This is a genomic window from Streptomyces sp. SYSU D01066-1, assembly GCF_054956795.1.
On sequence record NZ_JBUDHV010000003.1, the window covers coordinates 175,655 to 194,742 of the forward strand.

Sequence of the window (19,088 nt, forward strand, 5' to 3'; positions counted from 1 at the left end):
TGCCGACGGGACGCCCCGTCCGTCCGGCGACCCGGGCGCACAGCCCGCCCCCTCCCGGCCCGGCCCCTGCGCACCGCCCCCGCCGCGGCCCTCGGCCCGCTTCCCGGACACGCCGCCGACGGTGGCCCGCGGCCCGCGTGACGCCGACGGCACGACCCGGTCCCCGGACGGCCGTCCCGCCCAGCCGCCGTCCGAGGGGTCCCGCGCGCAGGGGGCCGCGCCGCCTCCGGCCGGGACACCCCCGCGTACGGCCCGGCCCCTCCCCGCCGAGGCACCCCCGCCCCCCGCCGCCCCGGCTCCCCGCCCCGGTGCCCCCGCCGAGGGCCCCGCGGAGACGACGCGCCGCCTGCGCCCCGTACCGCCGGCCGCCCCCGCCTCCCCGCCCCCCGGCCCCTTCACCCCCGCCCCGGCCTGGAGCGCCGCCCCCGGCGGCGACCCGCGGCCCTTCGTGACCCTCGGGGAACCCGAGGGCTACGACGACGAGCGCGCCCGGCCCCGACCGCTCGGACGGCGACCGCGCTCCCAGGCCGTCGCCGCGGCCGCCTGCCTGGTGCTCGGCGCGGGCCTGCTCACCGGCGCCGTCACCGGCAGCTGGCTCACGGACGACTCCGGGGACGGCAGCCGCCAGGACGCCTACGACGCCGCCGGCGACCTGTGGCACAACGCGCCGGTCGACCAGCTCTTCCCGCCCACCGTGCGGGGCCAGGGGGCCGGTCCCGGCGGTGCCGACCGCACCTGGACCCGCGTCGCCGTCGCCCCCGACAGCGGCTGCGGGCACGCCTTCGACCCCCTCCTGCGCAAGGCCCTCGCCCCGGTCGGCTGCGCCCGTCTGCTGCGTGCCACCTACACCGACGCCACCCGCAGCCACGTCACCACCGTCGGGCTCCTCTTCACCAGGGGCGACGCCGTGGCGATGACCTCGCTGGCCGCCCGGTTCGAGCAGGAGGGCCTGGACCGCCGCACCGACCTGATGCCGCTGCCGTACGCCGCGCGGAACACCGTCGCCGCCGGCTTCGGCGCGGCCCAGCGGGCCTCCTGGACGGTCTCCGTCCTCACCGACGCCCCGGTCGTCGTCTACGCCGTCTCCGGCTGGGCCGACGGCCGCGAGGTCGACGACCCGCAGCCCGCCGAGGCGGCCATGGAGGCCGGCGCCACCAGCGCCCCGGCGCAGGCGGGGCTCGGCCACGAGGCGCGGGGCCTGGCCGACCGCGTCGAACGCCGCCTGCGCAAGAACGCCGGACCGGCCACGGAGCAGCCCTCGTGACACACGCCGTGACGAACTCCCGCCGCCGCACCGCCGCCCTCGGCCTCCTCCTCGCCGCCTCCCTGGCGCTGGTGCCCTCCACCGCCGCCCACGCCGACGGCATACGGGCCAAGCAGTGGGCCCTGGACGCCCTCCACCTCGACGAGGCGTGGCGCACCACCAAGGGCGCCGGCGTCACCGTCGCCGTCCTGGACACCGGAGTCGAGGCCGACCACCCCGACCTCGTCGGCAACGTCCTGACCGGCAAGGACCTCGTCGGCTTCGGGGCCGAGGACGGCGACCGGGCCTGGGCCCGGCACGGCACCGCCATGGCCGGGATCATCGCCGGCCACGGACACGGCACCGGCGGCGGGGACGGCGTCATGGGCGTCGCCCCCGAGGCCGAGGTGCTGCCCGTCCGCGTCATCCTGGAGGACGGCGACCCGGCCCGCGCCAAGGCCCGCACCTCCCGCGGCGGCGCCCTCGCCGAGGGCATCCGCTGGGCCGCCGACCACGGCGCCGACGTCATCAACCTCTCCCTCGGCGACGACTCCTCCTCCGCCCACCCGGAGCCCGCCGAGGACGAGGCCATCCAGTACGCCCTGGACAAGAACGTCGTCGTCGTCGCCTCGGCCGGCAACGGCGGTGAGAAGGGCGACCACATCTCCTACCCGGCCGCCTACCCCGGCGTGATCGCCGCGACCGCCGTCGACCGCTACGGCACCCGCGCCTCCTTCTCCACCCGCCGCTGGTACGCCACGGTCGCCGCCCCCGGCGTCGACGTGATCATCGCCGACCCCGACCACCAGTACTACGAGGGCTGGGGCACCAGCGCCGCCGCCGCCTTCGTCTCCGGCTCCGTCGCCCTGATCCGGGCGGCCCACCCCGGCCTGACCCCGGCACAGGTCAAGAGCCTCCTGGAGGACACCGCCGACAACGCCCCCGCCGACGGCCGCGACGACTCCCGGGGCTACGGCTTCATCGACCCGGCCGCCGCGATCGAGGCGGCCGGGTCGATGAAGCCGCAGAGCCTGGAACCGGCGGCGTACGGCGAGGAGTACTTCGGTGACGGCCCCGACGAGGAGACCCCGGCCGGTTCCGCCTCCGCCTGGGTGGCCCCGCTCGCGGGCGGCGCCGGCGGCGTGCTGCTGGTCGCGGCGGTGGTGCTGTGGCGGGGCCGCCCCGCCCGCTACGACGACTTCTGAGCGAGCACCGGAGCGGCCGGGGCGGTCGCGCCGTCCGTACCGCACACCGACACCGCCGCCCTCGCCGCCGCCTCGACCAGCGAGATCCCCGCCGCCTTGGTGGTATTGCCCTGCGACAGCGCGGCCACCAGCAGGTCACGGCCGTCGACCGTGACCCGCCCGATGCTGTTGATCACCCACAGTCCCGTCGCGCTGCGCGGCAGCCAGCCGTTCTTCAGCGCCCACGACGAGCCCGCCGCCGACACCCCCCAGTCCTGGCCGTCCGCTATCCGCTCCATCAGCCCCCGCAGGTACGTCCGGGACGCCGGCGTCAGCGCCGAGTCGTCCCCGAACACCTGCTGGAGCAGGACCAGCTGGTCCGCCGCCGTGGTCGTGGTCAGCCCCCACAGGTCGCCGTCCCCGCCCTCGGTCCCCGTGAGCCCGAACCGCTCGTTGGCGGCGTCCAGCCCGCCGGCCCCGCCGATCGTCCGCCACAGCGCCGTCGCGGAGGCGTTGTCGCTGTTCTCGATCATGGCGGTGGCGTACGTGCGCTCCGCCGTGGTCAGCGAACGCCCCGCGTCCTGCGCCCGGAGCAGCAGCGCCGCCAGGATGTCGACCTTGACGATGCTCGCGGTGTCGAAGGCGCCGTCGCCGTACACGGCGCTCTCGCCGTTCTCCGGGTCCAGCACCGCCACCGACAACCGCGTGCCGTCCGCCACGGAGACCGCAGTCATGGCCCGCGCCAGCAGCGCGTCCCGGTCCACGGCGGGTTGTGCCGAGGGTTCCACCGATGCCTCCCCGTCCCCGTCCCCGTCCGCCGGTGCCGGGGACGACGCCGCCCCCGACGCGGGCGACGATACGGCGGCCGTGCTCGTGTGCGCCCGCAGGTACACCGTCCCCGCCGTCGTACCGCCGCCGACGACGGCACAGGCGAGGGCCGCGTACAGCAGCCGGGATCTGAAGGAGGCCATGCCCGCGATGGTCGCGGCGGCGCCTGAGCGGCCCGTATGACGCGCGTTAAATACCGGTCAGGGATTCCTGAGAAGTCCGTGAGGGGGGTGACGAGCGCGTTTCACGGCCCCCGATAGGGTCGGGGACCGTGGCGAACAAGAACATTCCCGACTCCGGCTACTCCGACGACGACGGCTCCGCCGACCCCCGGCTGAGCGCGGCGCTCGCCGCCTGGGCCGAGGACCGCACCGCCCTCGCGCCGGTCCTGGCGGCGCTCAGGGGCGCCCGGCTGCTCGTTCCCGTCGTGGCCGTCCTCGGGGAGGCCGAAGAGGACGGCCACGCAGGGGGCGAAGCCCCTTGGCAGGGCGGTGGGCGACGGAAGGGCGGGCTGCGCCGCGAGAAGACCAGCGACATGGCCGTACCGACGCTGAAGGCCGGCGGCCGGACCGCGCTGCCCGCGTTCACCTCCACCGACTCGCTCGCCCGCTGGGACCCGGCGGCCCGCCCCGTCGCCGTCCCCCTGCACCAGGCGCTGCGGGCCGCCGCGCACGAGAAGGCGGACACCGTGGTGCTGGACCTGGCCGGACCGGTGCCGTTCGAGCTGACCGGCCCCGCTCTGCTGGCCCTCGCCGAGGGCCGCACCAGCACCGACCCGCTCACCGACCCGGCCGTCCTGGACGCCGTACGCGGTGCCGTGGCCGCCGAGCCCGCCGTCCTCAGCGCCCACCTCGGGCCGGGACCGGCGGACGGCACCCTCGCCCTGGTCCTGGACCCGGCCGCCGCGCCGGCCGCCGCCGCCCGGACCGTCGCCGAGCGGCTGGCCGCCGACGAGACGCTGCGGGCCCGCCTGGTGCGCGGCCTCGACCTGGCACTGCTGCCGGCCGGGGCGACGCCGCCGGGCGAGCCCTTGTACGTCCGTACGGCGGCGGGTCAGCCGTAGACCGCCCCCGTGTACTTCTCGCCCGGCCCCTGCCCCGGGTCGTCCGGGACCAGGGACGCCTCGCGGAACGCCAGCTGGAGCGACTTCAGGCCGTCCCGCAGCGGCGCGGCGTGGAAGGAGCTGATCTCCGTCGCGCTCGCGTCCAGCAGACCGGCCAGCGCGTGCACCAGCTTGCGGGCCTCGTCCAGGTCCTTGTGCGCCTCCCCGTCCTCCGTCAGCCCGAGCTTCACGGCCGCGGCGCTCATCAGGTTGACGGCGACCGTGACGATCACCTCGACCGCCGGCACCTCGGCGATGTCGCGGGCCATGGCGTCGAAGTCGGGATTCGCGGAAGAACCGGCAGGCGTGTCACTCATGCCGCACACGATAGGCGCAGACCGGGAGGGGCCCCCACCCGGTCTCGGTTGGCACGTTCCGCGCGGGAGCTGCTAACCTTGTGTAACGACCGGTCGGACACGTATGCCTCACGGCGACGCGCCCGGCCTCAAGTGGAGGCCATCGAACTCCCACCTGACCGTCCTTCGGGGCGGCGGGTCACCGGTCAGGCGGTCCCGTCCACGGCGGCGACCAGCCCGAAAGCGCGCCCCGCGATCATCGCGACGGTGCTCCGGTAGCAGTTCGAGGAGCCCCGCCTGTGATCGTCCGGGGCATTTTTCATGCGTCGGCGCGGTCAGGTCCATCGAAACAGACGTAACGCGGCTGTCCGCCAGACGGTCGCGTGGTGCTACCGAGGAGGATCCATCAGCGCCGAGCCCCGCATCAACGACCGGATTCGCGTTCCCGAGGTGCGACTTGTCGGTCCCAGCGGCGAGCAGGTCGGGATTGTCCCGCTTGCCAAGGCCCTGGAGCTTGCGCAGGAGTACGACCTCGACCTCGTCGAGGTCGCGGCGAACGCCCGTCCGCCCGTGTGCAAGCTCATGGACTACGGGAAGTTCAAGTACGAGTCGGCCATGAAGGCCCGTGAGGCGCGCAAGAACCAGGCGCACACGGTCATCAAGGAGATGAAGCTCCGGCCGAAGATCGACCCGCACGACTATGACACCAAGAAGGGTCACGTCGTCCGGTTCCTCAAGCAGGGCGACAAGGTCAAGATCACGATCATGTTCCGCGGTCGCGAGCAGTCCCGGCCCGAGCTGGGCTACCGGCTGCTGCAGCGCCTCGCGGAGGACGTGGCCGACCTCGGGTTCGTGGAGTCGAACCCGAAGCAGGACGGCCGCAACATGATCATGGTCCTCGGTCCGCACAAGAAGAAGACCGAGGCGATGGCCGAGGCCCGCCAGGCGCAGGAAGCCCGCAAGGCCGAAGCGAAGGCCAACCCCGGCCGTTCGATGAACGCCGCGGACCCCGACGCCGCCAACGCCGAGGCCCAGGCCGAGGCATCCGCCGAGGCGTGACCTCCCGGGACGCGAGTCCCAGGACGTAACCGATACAAGAGCGACGCTCCACCGTGCCCGGTTTCCACGACCGGGCATCGGAGCGCCACCCACGAGGAGAGAACGGCGCTATGCCGAAGAACAAGTCGCACAGCGGTGCCAGCAAGCGCTTCAAGGTCACCGGCTCCGGCAAGGTGCTCCGTGAGCGCGCCGGCAAGCGCCACCTGCTCGAGCACAAGTCGTCCCGCGTGACGCGTCGCCTCACCGGCAACGCCGAGATGGCCCCGGGCGACGCCGCGAAGATCAAGAAGCTTCTCGGCAAGTGACGTACGGGCGCCACTGAGCGCCCTACGGCAGGACCGGGACCCCATCGACACCGGGCCGTGTGCGGATCACCGCGGCCCCGCTACAAGGAGTTAGAAAAGTGGCACGCGTCAAGCGGGCAGTCAACGCCCACAAGAAGCGCCGGGCGATCCTCGAGCAGGCCTCCGGCTACCGCGGTCAGCGCTCGCGCCTGTACCGCAAGGCCAAGGAGCAGGTCACCCACTCGCTGGTCTACAACTACAACGACCGCAAGAAGCGCAAGGGCGACTTCCGTCAGCTGTGGATCCAGCGCATCAACGCCGCTGCCCGCGCCAACGGCATCACGTACAACCGCTTCATCCAGGGTCTGAAGGCCGCCAACGTCGAGGTGGACCGCAAGATCCTCGCCGAGCTGGCCGTCAACGACGCGGGGGCGTTCGCCGCGCTCGTCGAGGTCGCGCAGAAGGCGCTGCCGAGCGACGTCAACGCGCCGAAGGCCGCGTGACGCCGCGCCGGCTCTAGGCCGACGTGACTGTACGGACCCGCGGGGTTACCTGCGGGTCCGCTTGCGTCCGCCCCTTTCCGCCGAATCGCGTGTGCGGACCGGTCGCGGTTGACCGCACCGTTCCCCGCGCCCCAGGGCATCTCGCCGAAGGTAAGTCGACATGGTTGCTGCTCCCGAGCTGATCTCTCCTCGCTCTCCCCGCGTCTCGGCCGCCCGGCGGCTGGCCAAGCGGAACGTCCGGAGCAAGGAGCGGCTGTTCCTCGCCGAGGGGCCGCAGGCCGTGCGGGAGGCGGCGGGGTACGGGGAGACGCTCACCGAGCTGTTCGCGACCGTGGAGGCCGCCGAGCGGTACGCCGACATCGTCGGGGAGGCCCGCGCCGCCGGGGCCCGCGTCCACCTCGCCGACGAGCGGGTGATCGCCGACATCTCCACCACCGTCACCCCGCAGGGACTGGTCGGGATCTGCCGGTTCGTGGACACCCCCTTCGACGACGTGCTCGCCGCCCGCCCCAGACTGGTCGCCGTCCTCGCCCACGTCCGCGACCCCGGCAACGCCGGCACCGTGCTGCGGTGCGCCGACGCCGCCGGCGCCGAGGCCGTCGTCCTCACCGACGCCTCCGTCGACCTGTACAACCCCAAGGCCGTACGGGCCTCCGTCGGCTCCCTGTTCCACCTGCCGGTCGCCGTCGGCGTCCCCGTCGAGCGCGCCGTCGCCGGGCTGCGCGAGACCGGCGTGCGGGTGCTCGCCGCCGACGGGGCGGGCCAGGCGGACCTCGACGCCGAGCTGGACGCCGGCACCATGGGCGGGCCCACCGCCTGGGTGTTCGGCAACGAGGCGTGGGGGCTCCCGGCACAGACCCGCGCCCTCACGGACGCCGTCGTGCGCGTCCCCATCCACGGAAAGGCCGAGAGCCTGAACCTCGCCACCGCCGCCGCCGTATGTCTCTACGCGTCGGCGCGAGCACAGCGCGCCGCCGGAGGGTGCCGTTCCGTCACCGGGGGCTAGTAGGGTGACCCACTCGGGACCCCGGTGTGGCGGAGAGGTGGGGTACGGGGATGGTCGGCACGAGCAGCGCACCGGGAGCACGCCGGACCGGGCGCCCGCCCGCGCCCCGGCCCGGTGAACCCGAGGGCGGCGGACAGGACACCGGCATCGACCCCGACGAACTGCCCGACGGCCTCGTCGTCGCCGACGAGCACGGACGGGTGATCCGCTTCAACGCCGCCGCCGAGCGCGTCACCGCCCGCCGCGCCGCCGAGGCGCTCGGCGAGAGCCTGGAGAAGGCCCTCCCGCTGGAGGACCTCGAAGGCCGCCGCTGGTGGCAGCTGACCGACCCCTACGGCGGCCTCGCCATCCGCAACCGCCAGCCCGAGCGCAACCTGCTGCTGCCCGGCGGCCGGGAGGTCCTGGTCTCCGCCCGGTACGTGCGCGCCCGCCCCACCGGCCCCGTCCGCCGCGTCGTCGTCACCCTGCGCGACACCGAGGCCCGCCGCCGCACCGAGCGCAGCCACGCCGAACTGATCGCCACCGTCGCCCACGAACTGCGCTCCCCCCTCACCTCGGTGAAGGGCTTCACGGCCACGCTGCTCGCCAAGTGGGAGCGCTTCACCGACGACCAGAAACGGCTGATGCTGGAGACCGTCGACGCCGACGCCGACCGCGTCACCCGCCTCATCGCCGAACTGCTCGACATCTCCCGCATCGACTCCGGCCGGCTGGAACTGCGCCGCCAGCCCGTCGACATCGGCGCCGCCGTCGGCCGGCACATCCAGGCGTACGTCGCCGCGGGCCAGAGCGCCGACCGGTTCCTGCTCCGCCTCGCCCAGCCGCTGCCCGACCTGTGGGCCGACCCCGACAAGGTCGACCAGGTGCTCAGCAACCTCATCGAAAACGCCGTGCGCCACGGCGAGGGAACCGTCACCATTGACATCACGCCCGCGCCGTCCCCCCGCGAAGGGGAGGAGACCGGCACGTCGGTCACGGTGAGCGACGAGGGGCCCGGCATCCCGGAGGAGTCCATGAACCGTGTCTTCACCCGCTTCTGGCGGGGCAGCAAGCGCGGCGGCACCGGCCTCGGGCTCTACATCGTCAAGGGCATCGTGGAGGCCCACGGCGGCACCGTCACCGTCGGCCGGGGCCCGCGGGGCGGCGCCGAGTTCCGATTTACGCTGCCCGTGGGCGCTCCGGCCTATCTCGGCTGAGCGGCCCGCGGGCGCCTTCGCGTTCCGCCACCCCGTTAGACTCGGCCTTTGGCACCTTCGCGTCCCCGTACCAGGGACGACACGTCCCCGAGTCGGGACGGGGACCATCCGCCAGGGGGCACCTCCCAGCGTCAGCTGGGGGACAATCGGAAGCACGGGAAGAGATGTCGGCACCGAATAAGTCGTACGACCCTGTCGAGGTCGAGGCGTTGAAACCGGAAGAGATCGAGCGCATGCGGGACGAGGCGCTCGCCGCCTTCGCAGCCGCGGACTCCCTCGACGCGCTCCAGGAGGCCAAGGTCGCCCACACCGGCGGCGCCTCGCCGCTGGCGCTGGCCAACCGTGAGATCGGCGCCCTGCCCCCGCACGCCAAGGCCGAGGCCGGCAAGCGCGTCGGCCAGGCCCGCGGTGCCGTCAGCAAGGGCCTCGCCGCCCGTCAGGCGGAACTGGAGGCCGAGCGCGACGCCCGGGTGCTGGTCGAGGAGGCGGTCGACGTCACGCTGCCCTACGACCGGGTACCGGCCGGCGCCCGCCACCCGCTCACCACGCTCTGCGAGCGCATCGAGGACATCTTCGTGGCCATGGGCTACGAGGTCGCCGAGGGCCCCGAGGCGGAGGCCGAGTGGTTCAACTTCGACGCCCTCAACATCGGCCCGGACCACCCGGCCCGCGGCGAGGCCGACACCTTCTTCGTGGCCGGCCCCCAGGGCGGCGCCGGGTCCGGCGTCGTGCTGCGCACCCACACCTCGCCCGTGCAGGTCCGCTCCCTGCTCGGCCGCGGCACCCCGGTCTACGTGATCTGCCCCGGCCGCGTGTACCGCACCGACGAGCTGGACGCCACCCACACCCCGGTCTTCCACCAGGTCGAGCTGCTCGCCGTGGACGAGGGGCTGACCATGGCGGACCTCAAGGGCACCCTCGACCACATGGTGCAGTCGCTGTTCGGCGCGGAGATGAAGACCCGGCTGCGGCCCAACTTCTTCCCCTTCACCGAGCCGTCCGCCGAGATGGACATGGTCTGCTACGTCTGCAAGGGCGCCTCCGTCGGCAACCCCGACCGCCCCTGCCGCACCTGCTCCAGCGAGGGCTGGATCGAGCTGGGCGGCTGCGGCATGGTCAACCCCCGGGTGCTGACCGCCTGCGGCGTGGACCCGGAGAAGTACAGCGGCTTCGCCTTCGGGTTCGGTATCGAGCGCCTGGCGATGTTCCGCCACAACGTCGAAGACATGCGAGACATGGTCGAGGGTGACGTCCGGTTCACCCGGCCGTTCGGGATGGAGATCTGATGCGGGTCCCGCTTTCCTGGCTGCGGGAGTACGTCGACCTGCCGGCCACCGAGACCGGCCGCGACGTGCAGGCCAAGCTGATTTCGGTCGGCCTGGAGGTCGAGACCGTCGAGCACCTCGGCGCCGACCTCAAGGGCCCGCTGGTGGTCGGCCAGGTGCTGACCATCGAGGAGCTGGAGGGCTTCAAGAAGCCGATCCGCTTCTGCACCGTCGACGTCGGCCGGGCCAACGGCACCGGTGAGCCCCAGGAGATCGTCTGCGGCGCCCGGAACTTCACCGTCGGCGACAAGGTCGTCGTGGTCCTCCCCGGCGCCACCCTGCCCGGCGGCTTCTCGATCGCCGCCCGCAAGACCTACGGCAAGGTCTCGCACGGCATGATCTGCTCCAGCGACGAGCTGGGCATGGGCGACTGGGGGTCCCCCCGGACGGAGTCCGGGGGAGGCAGCCACGGCATCATCGTGCTGCCGCCCGAGACCGAGGTCGGCCGGGACGCGATCGAGCTGCTGGAACTGGTCGACGAGGTCCTCGACATCGCCGTCACCGCCAACCGCGGCGACTGCCTGTCCATCCGCGGCGTCGCCCGCGAGGCCGCCATCGCCTACGGCCTGCCGCTGCGCGACCCGGCCCTGCTCGACGTACCCGGGCCGAACGCCTACGGCTACCCGGTGAAGATCGCCGACCCCACCGGCTGCGACCGCTTCACCGCCCGCACGGTGACCGGACTCAGCCCCGAGGCGCGCTCCCCGATCTGGCTCCAGCGCCGGCTCCAGAAGGTCGGCATGCGCCCGATCTCGCTCGCCGTCGACGTCACCAACTACGTGATGATGGAGCTGGGCCAGCCGCTGCACGCCTACGACCGCTCCCTGGTCCAGGGCACCATCGGCGTGCGCCGGGCCGCGGAGGGCGAGAGGATCGTCACCCTCGACGGCACCGAGCGCGTCCTGCACGCCGAGGACCTGGTCATCACCGACGACCGCGGCCCGATCGGGCTGGCCGGTGTCATGGGCGGCGCCGACACCGAGGTGGCCGACCACGACGACCCCCGGAACGCCACCAGCGACGTGGTCATCGAGGCGGCTCACTTCGACGCCGTCTCCATCGCGCGCACCGCCCGCCGCCACAAGCTCTCCTCCGAGGCGTCCCGCCGCTTCGAGCGCGGCGTCGACCCGCAGGCCGCCGCCGCCGCCGCGCAGCGCACCGTCGACCTGCTGGTGCTGCTCGCGGGCGGCACCGCCGAGGCCGGCGTCACCGAGATCAGCGCCCCGCACGCGCCGCGCACCATCACCCTCCCGGCCGACCACCCCGACAAGGTCGCGGGCGTCACCTACGGCCGCGAGACCGTCGTACGCCGCCTCCAGGAGGTCGGCTGCGACGTGTACGGCAATTCCGCCGCGTGGGACGCGTCGTCGGGGAGTGGTGGCCGGGCGGCGGGCGGGCAGGACGAACTGCTCGTCACCGTGCCGTCCTGGCGGCCCGACCTCACCGACCCCAACGACCTGGCCGAAGAGGTCATCCGCCTGGAGGGCTACGAGAACCTGCCCGCCACGCTGCCCAAGCCGCCCGCCGGGCGCGGTCTGACCCCCCGGCAGCGGCTGCACCGCCGCGTCGGCCGGGCGCTGGCCGGCGCCGGCTACGTCGAGGCGCTCAGCTACCCGTTCGTCAGCGAGAAGGTCTTCGACCAGCTCGGCCTGGCCGCCGACGACCCGGCCCGCCGGGTGGTGAAGCTGGTCAACCCGCTCAGCGACGAGGAGCCCGCGCTGCGGACCACGCTGCTGCCGGGCCTGCTCGGCGCGCTGCGCCGCAACGACGGCCGGGGCACCCACGACCTCGCGCTGTACGAGACCGGCCTGGTCTTCCGGCCGCGCCAGGAGCAGCGGACCGCCGCGGCCCTGCCCGTCGACCGGCGGCCCGGCGACGAGGACCTCGCCGCGCTGGACGCCGCGCTGCCCGACCAGCCGCGGCACGTCGCCGTGGTGCTCGCCGGCGCCCGCGAGCAGGCCGGCTGGTGGGGCGCGGGCCGCCCGGCCGGGTGGGCCGACGCGGTGGAGGCCGCCCGGACCGTCGCCCGGGAGGCGGGCGCCGAGCTGGTCGTCCGCAAGGGGCAGTACGGGCCGTGGCACCCGGGGCGGTGCGCCGAGCTGGCGGTCGCCGTCGACGGCACCGAGCAGGTCATCGGCCACGCCGGCGAGCTGCACCCGCGCGTGCTGAAGACGCTCGGGCTGCCCGCGCGCACCTGCGCGACGGAGCTGGACCTCGACCTCCTGCTGCGGGCCGGAAACGACACGCCGCAGGCGCCCGGCATCTCCACGTTCCCGGTGGCCACGCAGGACGTCGCCCTCGTCGTCGACGCGGCGGTCCCGGCGGCCGAGGTCGAGGCGGCGCTGCGCGAGGGCGCGGGCGAACTGCTGGAGTCCATCCGGCTGTTCGACGTGTACGACAACGCGGAGCAGCTCGGCGAGGGACGCCGGTCGCTGGCGTACGCGCTGCGGTTCCGGGCGGCGGACCGGACGCTGACGGTCGACGAGGCGTCGGCGGCCAGGGACGCGGCGGTCGCCCTCGCCGGGGAGCGGACCGGGGCGGTGCTGCGGGGTTAGGCACCCGCCTTCCCCGCCCTGATCGGGCAATTTCAGCCCGATCACTCATATGGGTGATGAACCCGGATGGTATGGCCCTTCTCGGCCATGTCGTCGACAGAATCGGACCGGTCCTTCGGGGCCGGTCCGAGCTGTCTGGGCCTGACTGGGGGACCCACGGCATGATCTGCATCCGGACCTTCACCGGTCCGTCCACCCGCCCGCGCCGAAGCCCGTTACACCGGGTGCTCGCGCTCGGGCTGCCCGCCGCGTGGGGCGCCACCGCCCTCACGTACAAGCTGGCCTGTCCGCTCGCCCAACAGGGCGGGCTCGGTGCCCGGCTCGTCTCCAGCGCCGTCTTCTTCGCCGTCGGCACCGGGCTCGTCCTGCACATCCGGCAGACCCTGCTGCGGGAGCTGCGGCAGGCCCGCCGGATCGCGGGCGTCGCGCAGAGCGCGCTGCTGCGCCCGCTGCCTCCGAGGATCGGCGGGCTGAACGTCGCCGCCGCCCAGCTCTCCGCCGACCGCGGCGCCGCGATCGGCGGCGACCTGTACGACGTGGTCGGCACCGAGCACGGGGTGCGGGTGGTGATGGGCGACGCCCGGGGGCACGGCCTCGCCGCCGTCGGCACGGCCGCCGCCGTCCTCGGCTGCTTCCGCGAGGCGGTGCACGAGGGGGAGGAGCTCGGCGACATCCTGCGCCGCCTGGACCGCGCCCTCGCCCGGCACGTGGGCGAGCGGGCCCGCGACGGCACGGTGGGCGAGGAGTTCGTCACCGTGCTGCTGCTGGAGATCGGGCCCGACGGCGAGGTGCGGACGCTGAACTGCGGGCATCCCTGGCCCTGCCTGATCACCGACGCCGGGACCGCGCCGCTGGCCCGGACCGACCCCCTGCCGCCGCTCGGTCTCTTCCCGCTCCCCGACGACCTGACGGCCCAGCGGCACGGGCGGCTGCTGCCGGGCCAGGCCCTGCTGCTCCACACGGACGGCGCGGAGGACGCCCGGGACGGCCGTGGCCGGTTCTTCCCCCTGCGGGAGACCCTGGCCGACGCGGTGCGCGACCGGCCGCTGTGCCCCCGGGCCGTACTGCGCCGGGTCCTGGCCGCGCTCGTGCGCCACACCCACGGCAGCCCGCCCGACGACGTCGCCCTGCTGATGCTGCACCGCGACGGCACCCGCCCCCTCGACGACGTGTCCCTGACCCGGCATGGCGCCGACTCGCTCTCCTGACCCGGCATGGCGCCGACTCGCTCTCCTGAGCCGGCGCCCGCCGCCCGCCCCGCCACGGAATGTCGGGCAGACGGCCGGGCGGGCGGCGCGGCAACGGGCCACCGCACTGTACGAGGGGGAGCCGGCGGCCCGACCGGCCTCTGTGAAGAGGTGTTCCAGTCAAGCGGGCGGGAACGCTCCGCGACAGCGCGCACACGGTACGGATTCGCGTACTCGGTTCACACCCCGTGTGAAGACAGACCCACTACTCTCTACAACACCGAGCCACCGGGGGCCCGACATGCAGCCCAACACTCTGCTCGACGCGATCCTGGACGAGGCGGGCATCTCGCACGCCGGTCTGGCCGCACACGTCAACCAGGCGGGACGGGGCCGCGGGCTCGCCCTGCGGTACGAACACACCGCCGTGGCGCGGTGGCTGAAGGGGCAGCGCCCGCGCGGCCAGGTGCCCGACCTGATCTGCGAGGTGCTCGCGGCCCGGCTGCGGCGCCCGGTCACCCTCGACGACATCGGCCTCGGCGTGCCCGGCGAGCCGGCCGCCCCGCACACCGGCTCGCTGTCCGGGTTCGTCGAGCGCGCCACCGCGCTGTGGCGCTCCGACCAGCAGCAGCGTCCGCACGTCCTCGGCGCGCCGGCGCTCACCGGAACCCCCGCCGTGATGCCGGTGTGGGAGTGGGAGAACCCGCCCGAGGACGTGGACGTCTCCCGTGGCGGCCGGCACCCGGTCACCCCGGCCGACCTGGACATGCTGCGCTCGGCCCGGGCCCACTACGAGCAGATGTACCGCAAGGCCGGCGGCGTGGCGACGCGCGCGCGGATCGTCGGCTTCCTCAACGCCGAGGCGGCCCCGCTGCTGCGCGGCAGCTACACCGACGCCACCGGCCGCCAGTTGCACCGGGCCACCGGCGGCCTGGTCGCGGTGGCCGGCATCTGCGCCTACGACTCCGACGCGCACGGCCTGGCCCAGCGCTACTTCCACCAGGCCCTCAGGCTCGCCAAGGCCAGCGGCGACCGGGGCCTGGGCGCGTACATCATCGCCCTCCTCGTCAACCAGGCGCTCCATCTGCGCGAGTACCGCCAGGCGGTCGCCTTCGCCGAGGCCGCGCTGCGCACCGCGGGGCGGCACATCACCCCGGCGCTCGCCTCCGACCTGTACGCGATGCAGGCCAAGGCGTACGCCCACCTCGGTGACGGCACCAGCGCCCTGTCCTGCATCCGGCGGGCCGAGCAGGCCGCCGACCGCATCCGGCGCGGGCGCGAGCCCGACGAGACCGGCTATGTGCAGCCGGGGCTGGTCAACGTGCAGGTGGCCGAGGCGCTCCTCAGCCTCGGTGAGGTCGCCGCGGCCGCCGAGCACGCCGCGGCGGCCGTCGACACCCCGGCGCACGACCGGGGACGGGTGCACCGGCTGGCGATGCTCAGCACGATCGAGCTGCGGCAGGGAAACGCCGACAAGGCCGTGGCGACGGCCGTGCGGATGACCGAACAGGCCCGGGGCATGGAGTCCCAGCGGCTGCGCGACAGACTCCGCGCGGTGCGCGAGCACCTGGTGCGCAGCGGCTGCGCGGGCACCGCCGAGGCCGCCGAACTCATCGACGGGGCACTGCGCGTACCGCTGTGACCCCGGTGCCCCGAGTGCACCCCCAAACGGCACGCAGTGCCCGTCATCGCCCCGCGCACGGCGGCCGTGCGCCTCCTGCCCCCTTGAGTCGGCTGCCATATTGCCACCCACTCAACGAAAGGTGGCATAACCGTGCAGTGGACGAAACGGTATGAGCGGACTGTGTACTCAAACCGCTGGTTCAGCGTCAATCTCGCGGACGTCGAACTGCCGGACGGCAGGCATCTGGACCACTTCCTCATACGGATGCGCCCGGTCGCCGTGGCCACGGTGGTCAACGAGGCCAACGAGGTGCTGCTGCTGTGGCGGCACCGCTTCATCACCGACAGCTGGGGCTGGGAGCTGGCGGCCGGTGTCGTCGAGGACGGCGAGGACGTCGCGCAGGCGGCGGCCCGGGAACTGGAGGAGGAGACGGGGTGGCGGCCGGGCCCCCTGCGGCACCTGATGAGCGTGGAGCCGTCCAACGGCCTCACCGACGCCCGGCACCACATCTACTGGGCCGAGGAGGGCGAGTACGTCGGGCACCCGGTGGACGACTTCGAGTCCGACCGCCGGGAGTGGGTGCCCCTCAAGCTCGTGCCCGACATGGTCGCGCGCGGGGAGGTGCCGGCCGCCGGCATGGCGGCCGCCCTGCTGCTCCTGCACCACCTCAGGCTCGGGCAGGACGGCACGCCCTGACCCCGCGGCGCCGCTCCTCGGGCCGTCAGCGGCCGAAGGCCTGCCAGACGGCCACGACGAGCGCGCCCACGGCCGTGATCGCCGCGATCGAGGGCAGCGGCCAGCGGGCGTGTTCCAGGACGGTGAGGCGGGTGCTCAGTTCGTCCACCGTCTTGGCGGTCTCCTCGGTACGGTGGCTGAGCAGCGTCAGTCCGCCCTCGACGCGGGCGTAGGCGACGTCGAGCCGGCGCCGCAGGTCGGCCAGTTCTCCGTTCACGACGGGCTGCTCGGGATCGGCGGTCACGAAACCGCTCCTTTCCGTGATCGGTCGAGCGCGCACGCGTTCCTCGCGTGCGCGTACCGAGTCAACCGTCCGCGGGGGCGCGCGGGGAGAGTGTGCGCGGGGCATATGCGAGCCCGGCGCGCACACGGTGTGTGAAAGCGGTGGGCCCGGCGCCCCGGCCGAGCGCCGGGCCCACTCGGAGCCAGTGCCCGCTCAGCCGTACGAGTAGAAGCCGGAGCCGCTCTTGCGGCCCAGCCGCCCCGCGTCGACCATCCGCTGCAGCAGCGGGGGAGCGGCGTACAGCGGCTCCTTGTACTCCTCGTACATCGACGAGGCCACCGAGGCGACGGTGTCCAGGCCGATCAGGTCGGACAGCCTCAGCGGGCCCATCGGATGGGCGCAGCCCAGCTCCATGCCGTTGTCGATGTCCTCGCGGCTGGCGATGCCCGACTCGAACATCCGGATCGCGGAGAGCAGGTACGGGATCAGCAGCGCGTTGACCACGAAGCCGGAGCGGTCCTGGGCCCGGATGGAGTGCTTGCCGAGCACCTTCTCGGTGAACAGCTGGGCCCGGCCGAGCGTGCCCTCGGAGGTGGTCAGCGCCGGGATCAGCTCGACCAGCCGCTGCACCGGGGCCGGGTTGAAGAAGTGGATGCCGATCACGTGGTCGGGCCGCGAGGTGGCGACCGCGAGGCGGACCAGCGGGATCGAGGAGGTGTTGGAGGCGAGGATCGCGTCCGGGCGGGTGACGACCTGGTCGAGGACCTGGAAGATCTCCGTCTTGACCTGCTCGTTCTCGACGACGGCCTCGATCACCAGATCACGGTCGGCGAACTCGCCGAGGTCGGTGGTGAAGCCGAGCCGGGCCTGCGCGGCCTCCCGCTCCTCCTCGGTGATCTTCCCGCGCTCGGCGGCCTTGGCCAGCGAGTTGAACAGCCGGGTACGGCCTATCTCCAGGGCCTCCCCGGTGGTCTCGGCGACCATCACCTCCAGACCGGCGCGGGCGCACACCTCGGCGATGCCCGCACCCATCTGACCGCAGCCGACCACGCCGACGCGCGCGATATCTCCCGAGAAGACGGTCACATCGTCCCTTTCGCTGTCCTACGGCACCGGCAGCGTGCCGGGGGTCCCGGCGTCTGCTCCGATCGTGCACGTTACCCTCGCCGTGACGTCGATCGGTCCTCCGGGTCGGGCATGCTGTGCCCCTGGAACGATCCGTGACCGAGCGGATCCGGAGCGCTTTGGGGTCTTTCATGAGTCTTCCCGTGCGCCGGCTGTCACGCCGGGCGTTCGCGATGGCGGCGGTGTCCGCCCTCACGATGGCGCCGCGTGCCTCGTCGGCACCGGGCAGCCGGGGCGCGGGCGCGGCGGAGGGGGCCGCCGGGGGCGGCGGGGCCGCCGGCACGACCGGGATGCGGGGCATGTGGCTGGCCACCGTGGCCAATCGGGACTGGCCGTCCCGGCCGGGACTGTCCGGCGCCGAGCAGCGCGAGGACCTGGTCGAGTACCTCGACACGGCGGTGAGGTACGGCCTGAACACGGTCTTCTTCCAGGTGCGGCCCGCCGCCGACGCCCTGTGGCCCTCCGCGTACGAGCCGTGGTCGGAGTGCCTGACCGGCGTCCAGGGCCGCGACCCCGGCTGGGACCCGCTGGGCACGGCCGTGGCCGAGGCGCACGCGCGCGGCCTGGAACTGCACGCCTGGTTCAACCCCTACCGGGTCGCCAACCACACCGACCGGTCCAGGCTGGCCGCCTCCCACCCCGCCCGCAGACACCCCGGCTGGGTGGTGCCGTACGGCGGGAAGCTGTACTACGACCCGGGGCTGCCCGAGGTCCGCGCCTTCGTGCAGGACGCGATGTTCGACGCGGTGGGCGCGTACGACGTGGACGGCGTCCACTTCGACGACTACTTCTACCCGTACCCGGTGGCCGGGGAGAGCTTCGGCGACGAGAAGACCTACGCCGCCTTCGGCGGGGGGTTCGAGTCGAAGGCCGCGTGGCGGCGGGACAACATCGACCGGCTGGTGCGGGAGACGGCGGCCCGGGTGAAGAAGGTCCGCCCCGCCGCGCGGTTCGGCATCAGCCCCTTCGGCGTGTGGCGCAACGCCACCACCGATCCCCGCGGCTCGCGCACCCAGGGCGGTGTCCAGACCTACGACGACCTGTACGCGGACACCCGCACATGGGTGCGGGAGGGCTGGATCGACTACATCGTCCCGCAGCTGTACTGGCACATCGGCATGGCCGTCGCCGACTACGCCGAGCTGCTGTCCTGGTGGTCCGCGACCGCCGCGGGCAGCCGCACCGAGCTGTACATCGGCGAGGCGCTCTACAAGGCCGGCGACAAGGCGCAGCCCGCGGCCTGGCAGGAGACGGACGAACTCTCCCGTCACCTGACGCTGGCCGGGGACCACCCGCAGGTGCGCGGGCACGTCTTCTTCGGCGCGCGGGACGTGGCCGCCGATCCCGTCGGGGCGATGTCGCGGGTGGCCGCCGACCACTACGGGCAGCCGGCGCGCACCACCCGCTGACCGCTCCTACAGCTGGGTCTGCCGGTGCCGGATCTCGGTGTCCGGGCCGGGTGAGCACACGGCCTCGTGCCCGTCCTCGAAACGGACGCGGTACGGGGGAGTGCCCGCCCGGCCCAGCACCTCGACGATCTCGGCCTTCTTGTCCTGCTGTCCGACCACCCTGCCGTGCTGGACAAGCTGGTCACCGATGTTCGCACGCATGGG

At 73.9% G+C, this 19,088-nt stretch carries 19 protein-coding genes; 14 read left to right on the plus strand and 5 right to left on the minus strand.

Translation table 11 applies throughout. The annotated features are described in order from the left end of the window. Positions 1 to 121: 121 nt before the first annotated feature. Positions 122 to 1,264, plus strand: a complete 1,143-nt coding sequence (locus ACY1JF_RS04490) for a hypothetical protein (protein ID WP_462703637.1) — start codon at positions 122 to 124, stop codon at positions 1,262 to 1,264. After that, positions 1,261 to 2,448, plus strand: a complete 1,188-nt coding sequence (gene mycP, locus ACY1JF_RS04495) for a type VII secretion-associated serine protease mycosin (protein WP_462703638.1) — start codon at positions 1,261 to 1,263, stop codon at positions 2,446 to 2,448. Before ACY1JF_RS04490 ends, mycP begins: the two co-directional genes overlap by 4 nt. Here mycP and ACY1JF_RS04500 read toward each other — a convergent pair. After that, positions 2,433 to 3,398, minus strand: coding sequence for a serine hydrolase (locus tag ACY1JF_RS04500; protein WP_462703639.1), 966 nt, complete (start codon positions 3,396 to 3,398; stop codon positions 2,433 to 2,435). The two genes, mycP and ACY1JF_RS04500, sit on opposite strands and share 16 nt — an antisense overlap. Before the next feature lie 128 nt (positions 3,399 to 3,526). On the opposite strand from ACY1JF_RS04500, the gene ACY1JF_RS04505 reads away from it, so the two are divergent. Then, positions 3,527 to 4,318: an SseB family protein gene (locus ACY1JF_RS04505; RefSeq protein ID WP_462703640.1), complete on the plus strand. Its 792-nt coding sequence runs from the start codon at positions 3,527 to 3,529 to the stop codon at positions 4,316 to 4,318. Here the strand turns inward: ACY1JF_RS04505 and ACY1JF_RS04510 are convergent. Next, positions 4,309 to 4,674 carry a DUF1844 domain-containing protein gene (locus tag ACY1JF_RS04510; RefSeq protein ID WP_462703641.1) on the minus strand — a complete coding sequence of 122 codons (366 nt, stop codon included), beginning with the start codon at positions 4,672 to 4,674 and terminating at the stop codon, positions 4,309 to 4,311. The two genes, ACY1JF_RS04505 and ACY1JF_RS04510, sit on opposite strands and share 10 nt — an antisense overlap. A 384-nt stretch (positions 4,675 to 5,058) precedes the next feature. On the opposite strand from ACY1JF_RS04510, the gene infC reads away from it, so the two are divergent. The 10 genes from infC to ACY1JF_RS04560 all read left to right on the plus strand — a co-directional run bounded on the left by infC (position 5,059) and on the right by ACY1JF_RS04560 (position 16,088). After that, entirely contained in the window at positions 5,059 to 5,712 is a 654-nt protein-coding gene (gene infC, locus ACY1JF_RS04515; RefSeq protein WP_215169806.1) for a translation initiation factor IF-3, read from the plus strand. 110 nt (positions 5,713 to 5,822) lie between these two features. Continuing rightward, positions 5,823 to 6,017, plus strand: coding sequence for a 50S ribosomal protein L35 (rpmI, locus tag ACY1JF_RS04520; protein ID WP_004933563.1), 195 nt, complete (start codon positions 5,823 to 5,825; stop codon positions 6,015 to 6,017). Between the two features lie 98 nt (positions 6,018 to 6,115). After that, a complete protein-coding gene (rplT, locus tag ACY1JF_RS04525) occupies positions 6,116 to 6,499 on the plus strand; it encodes a 50S ribosomal protein L20 (RefSeq protein WP_004002577.1) in 384 nt (127 codons plus the stop codon). A 160-nt stretch (positions 6,500 to 6,659) separates the two neighbouring features. Beyond that, positions 6,660 to 7,505: a TrmH family RNA methyltransferase gene (locus tag ACY1JF_RS04530; RefSeq protein ID WP_462703642.1), complete on the plus strand. Its 846-nt coding sequence runs from the start codon at positions 6,660 to 6,662 to the stop codon at positions 7,503 to 7,505. A gap of 50 nt (positions 7,506 to 7,555) precedes the next feature. Next, positions 7,556 to 8,701 carry a sensor histidine kinase gene (locus ACY1JF_RS04535; RefSeq protein WP_462703643.1) on the plus strand — a complete coding sequence of 382 codons (1,146 nt, stop codon included), beginning with the start codon at positions 7,556 to 7,558 and terminating at the stop codon, positions 8,699 to 8,701. Between the two features lie 164 nt (positions 8,702 to 8,865). Beyond that, positions 8,866 to 9,987 (plus strand): phenylalanine--tRNA ligase subunit alpha, encoded by a 1,122-nt coding sequence (gene pheS / locus ACY1JF_RS04540; RefSeq protein ID WP_462703644.1) that lies wholly within the window; start codon positions 8,866 to 8,868, stop codon positions 9,985 to 9,987. Then, positions 9,987 to 12,581: a phenylalanine--tRNA ligase subunit beta gene (pheT, locus tag ACY1JF_RS04545; RefSeq protein ID WP_462703645.1), complete on the plus strand. Its 2,595-nt coding sequence runs from the start codon at positions 9,987 to 9,989 to the stop codon at positions 12,579 to 12,581. Before pheS ends, pheT begins: the two co-directional genes overlap by 1 nt. A 161-nt stretch (positions 12,582 to 12,742) precedes the next feature. After that, a complete protein-coding gene (locus tag ACY1JF_RS04550) occupies positions 12,743 to 13,789 on the plus strand; it encodes a PP2C family protein-serine/threonine phosphatase (protein WP_462703646.1) in 1,047 nt (348 codons plus the stop codon). A gap of 280 nt (positions 13,790 to 14,069) precedes the next feature. Continuing rightward, entirely contained in the window at positions 14,070 to 15,410 is a 1,341-nt protein-coding gene (locus ACY1JF_RS04555; protein WP_462703647.1) for a transcriptional regulator, read from the plus strand. A 132-nt stretch (positions 15,411 to 15,542) separates the two neighbouring features. Beyond that, positions 15,543 to 16,088 (plus strand): NUDIX hydrolase, encoded by a 546-nt coding sequence (locus tag ACY1JF_RS04560; RefSeq protein ID WP_462703648.1) that lies wholly within the window; start codon positions 15,543 to 15,545, stop codon positions 16,086 to 16,088. A gap of 25 nt (positions 16,089 to 16,113) precedes the next feature. Here the strand turns inward: ACY1JF_RS04560 and ACY1JF_RS04565 are convergent, their stop codons facing one another. Both ACY1JF_RS04565 and ACY1JF_RS04570 read right to left on the minus strand, forming a co-directional pair. Beyond that, the gene (locus tag ACY1JF_RS04565) at positions 16,114 to 16,371 is read right to left on the minus strand and encodes a hypothetical protein (RefSeq protein WP_462703649.1); all 258 of its coding nucleotides are present in this window, start codon (positions 16,369 to 16,371) and stop codon (positions 16,114 to 16,116) included. Between the two features lie 192 nt (positions 16,372 to 16,563). Then, on the minus strand, positions 16,564 to 17,436 hold the full coding sequence (locus ACY1JF_RS04570; RefSeq protein WP_462703650.1) for a 3-hydroxybutyryl-CoA dehydrogenase: 873 nt from the start codon (positions 17,434 to 17,436) through the stop codon (positions 16,564 to 16,566). A 182-nt stretch (positions 17,437 to 17,618) separates the two neighbouring features. On the opposite strand from ACY1JF_RS04570, the gene ACY1JF_RS04575 reads away from it, so the two are divergent. Then, positions 17,619 to 18,884, plus strand: a complete 1,266-nt coding sequence (locus ACY1JF_RS04575) for a glycoside hydrolase family 10 protein (protein WP_462703808.1) — start codon at positions 17,619 to 17,621, stop codon at positions 18,882 to 18,884. A 6-nt stretch (positions 18,885 to 18,890) separates the two neighbouring features. Here ACY1JF_RS04575 and ACY1JF_RS04580 read toward each other — a convergent pair whose 3' ends face one another. After that, complete coding sequence (locus ACY1JF_RS04580; RefSeq protein WP_462703651.1) at positions 18,891 to 19,085, minus strand: DUF1918 domain-containing protein; 195 nt, start codon at positions 19,083 to 19,085, stop codon at positions 18,891 to 18,893. Positions 19,086 to 19,088: the final 3 nt, after the last annotated feature.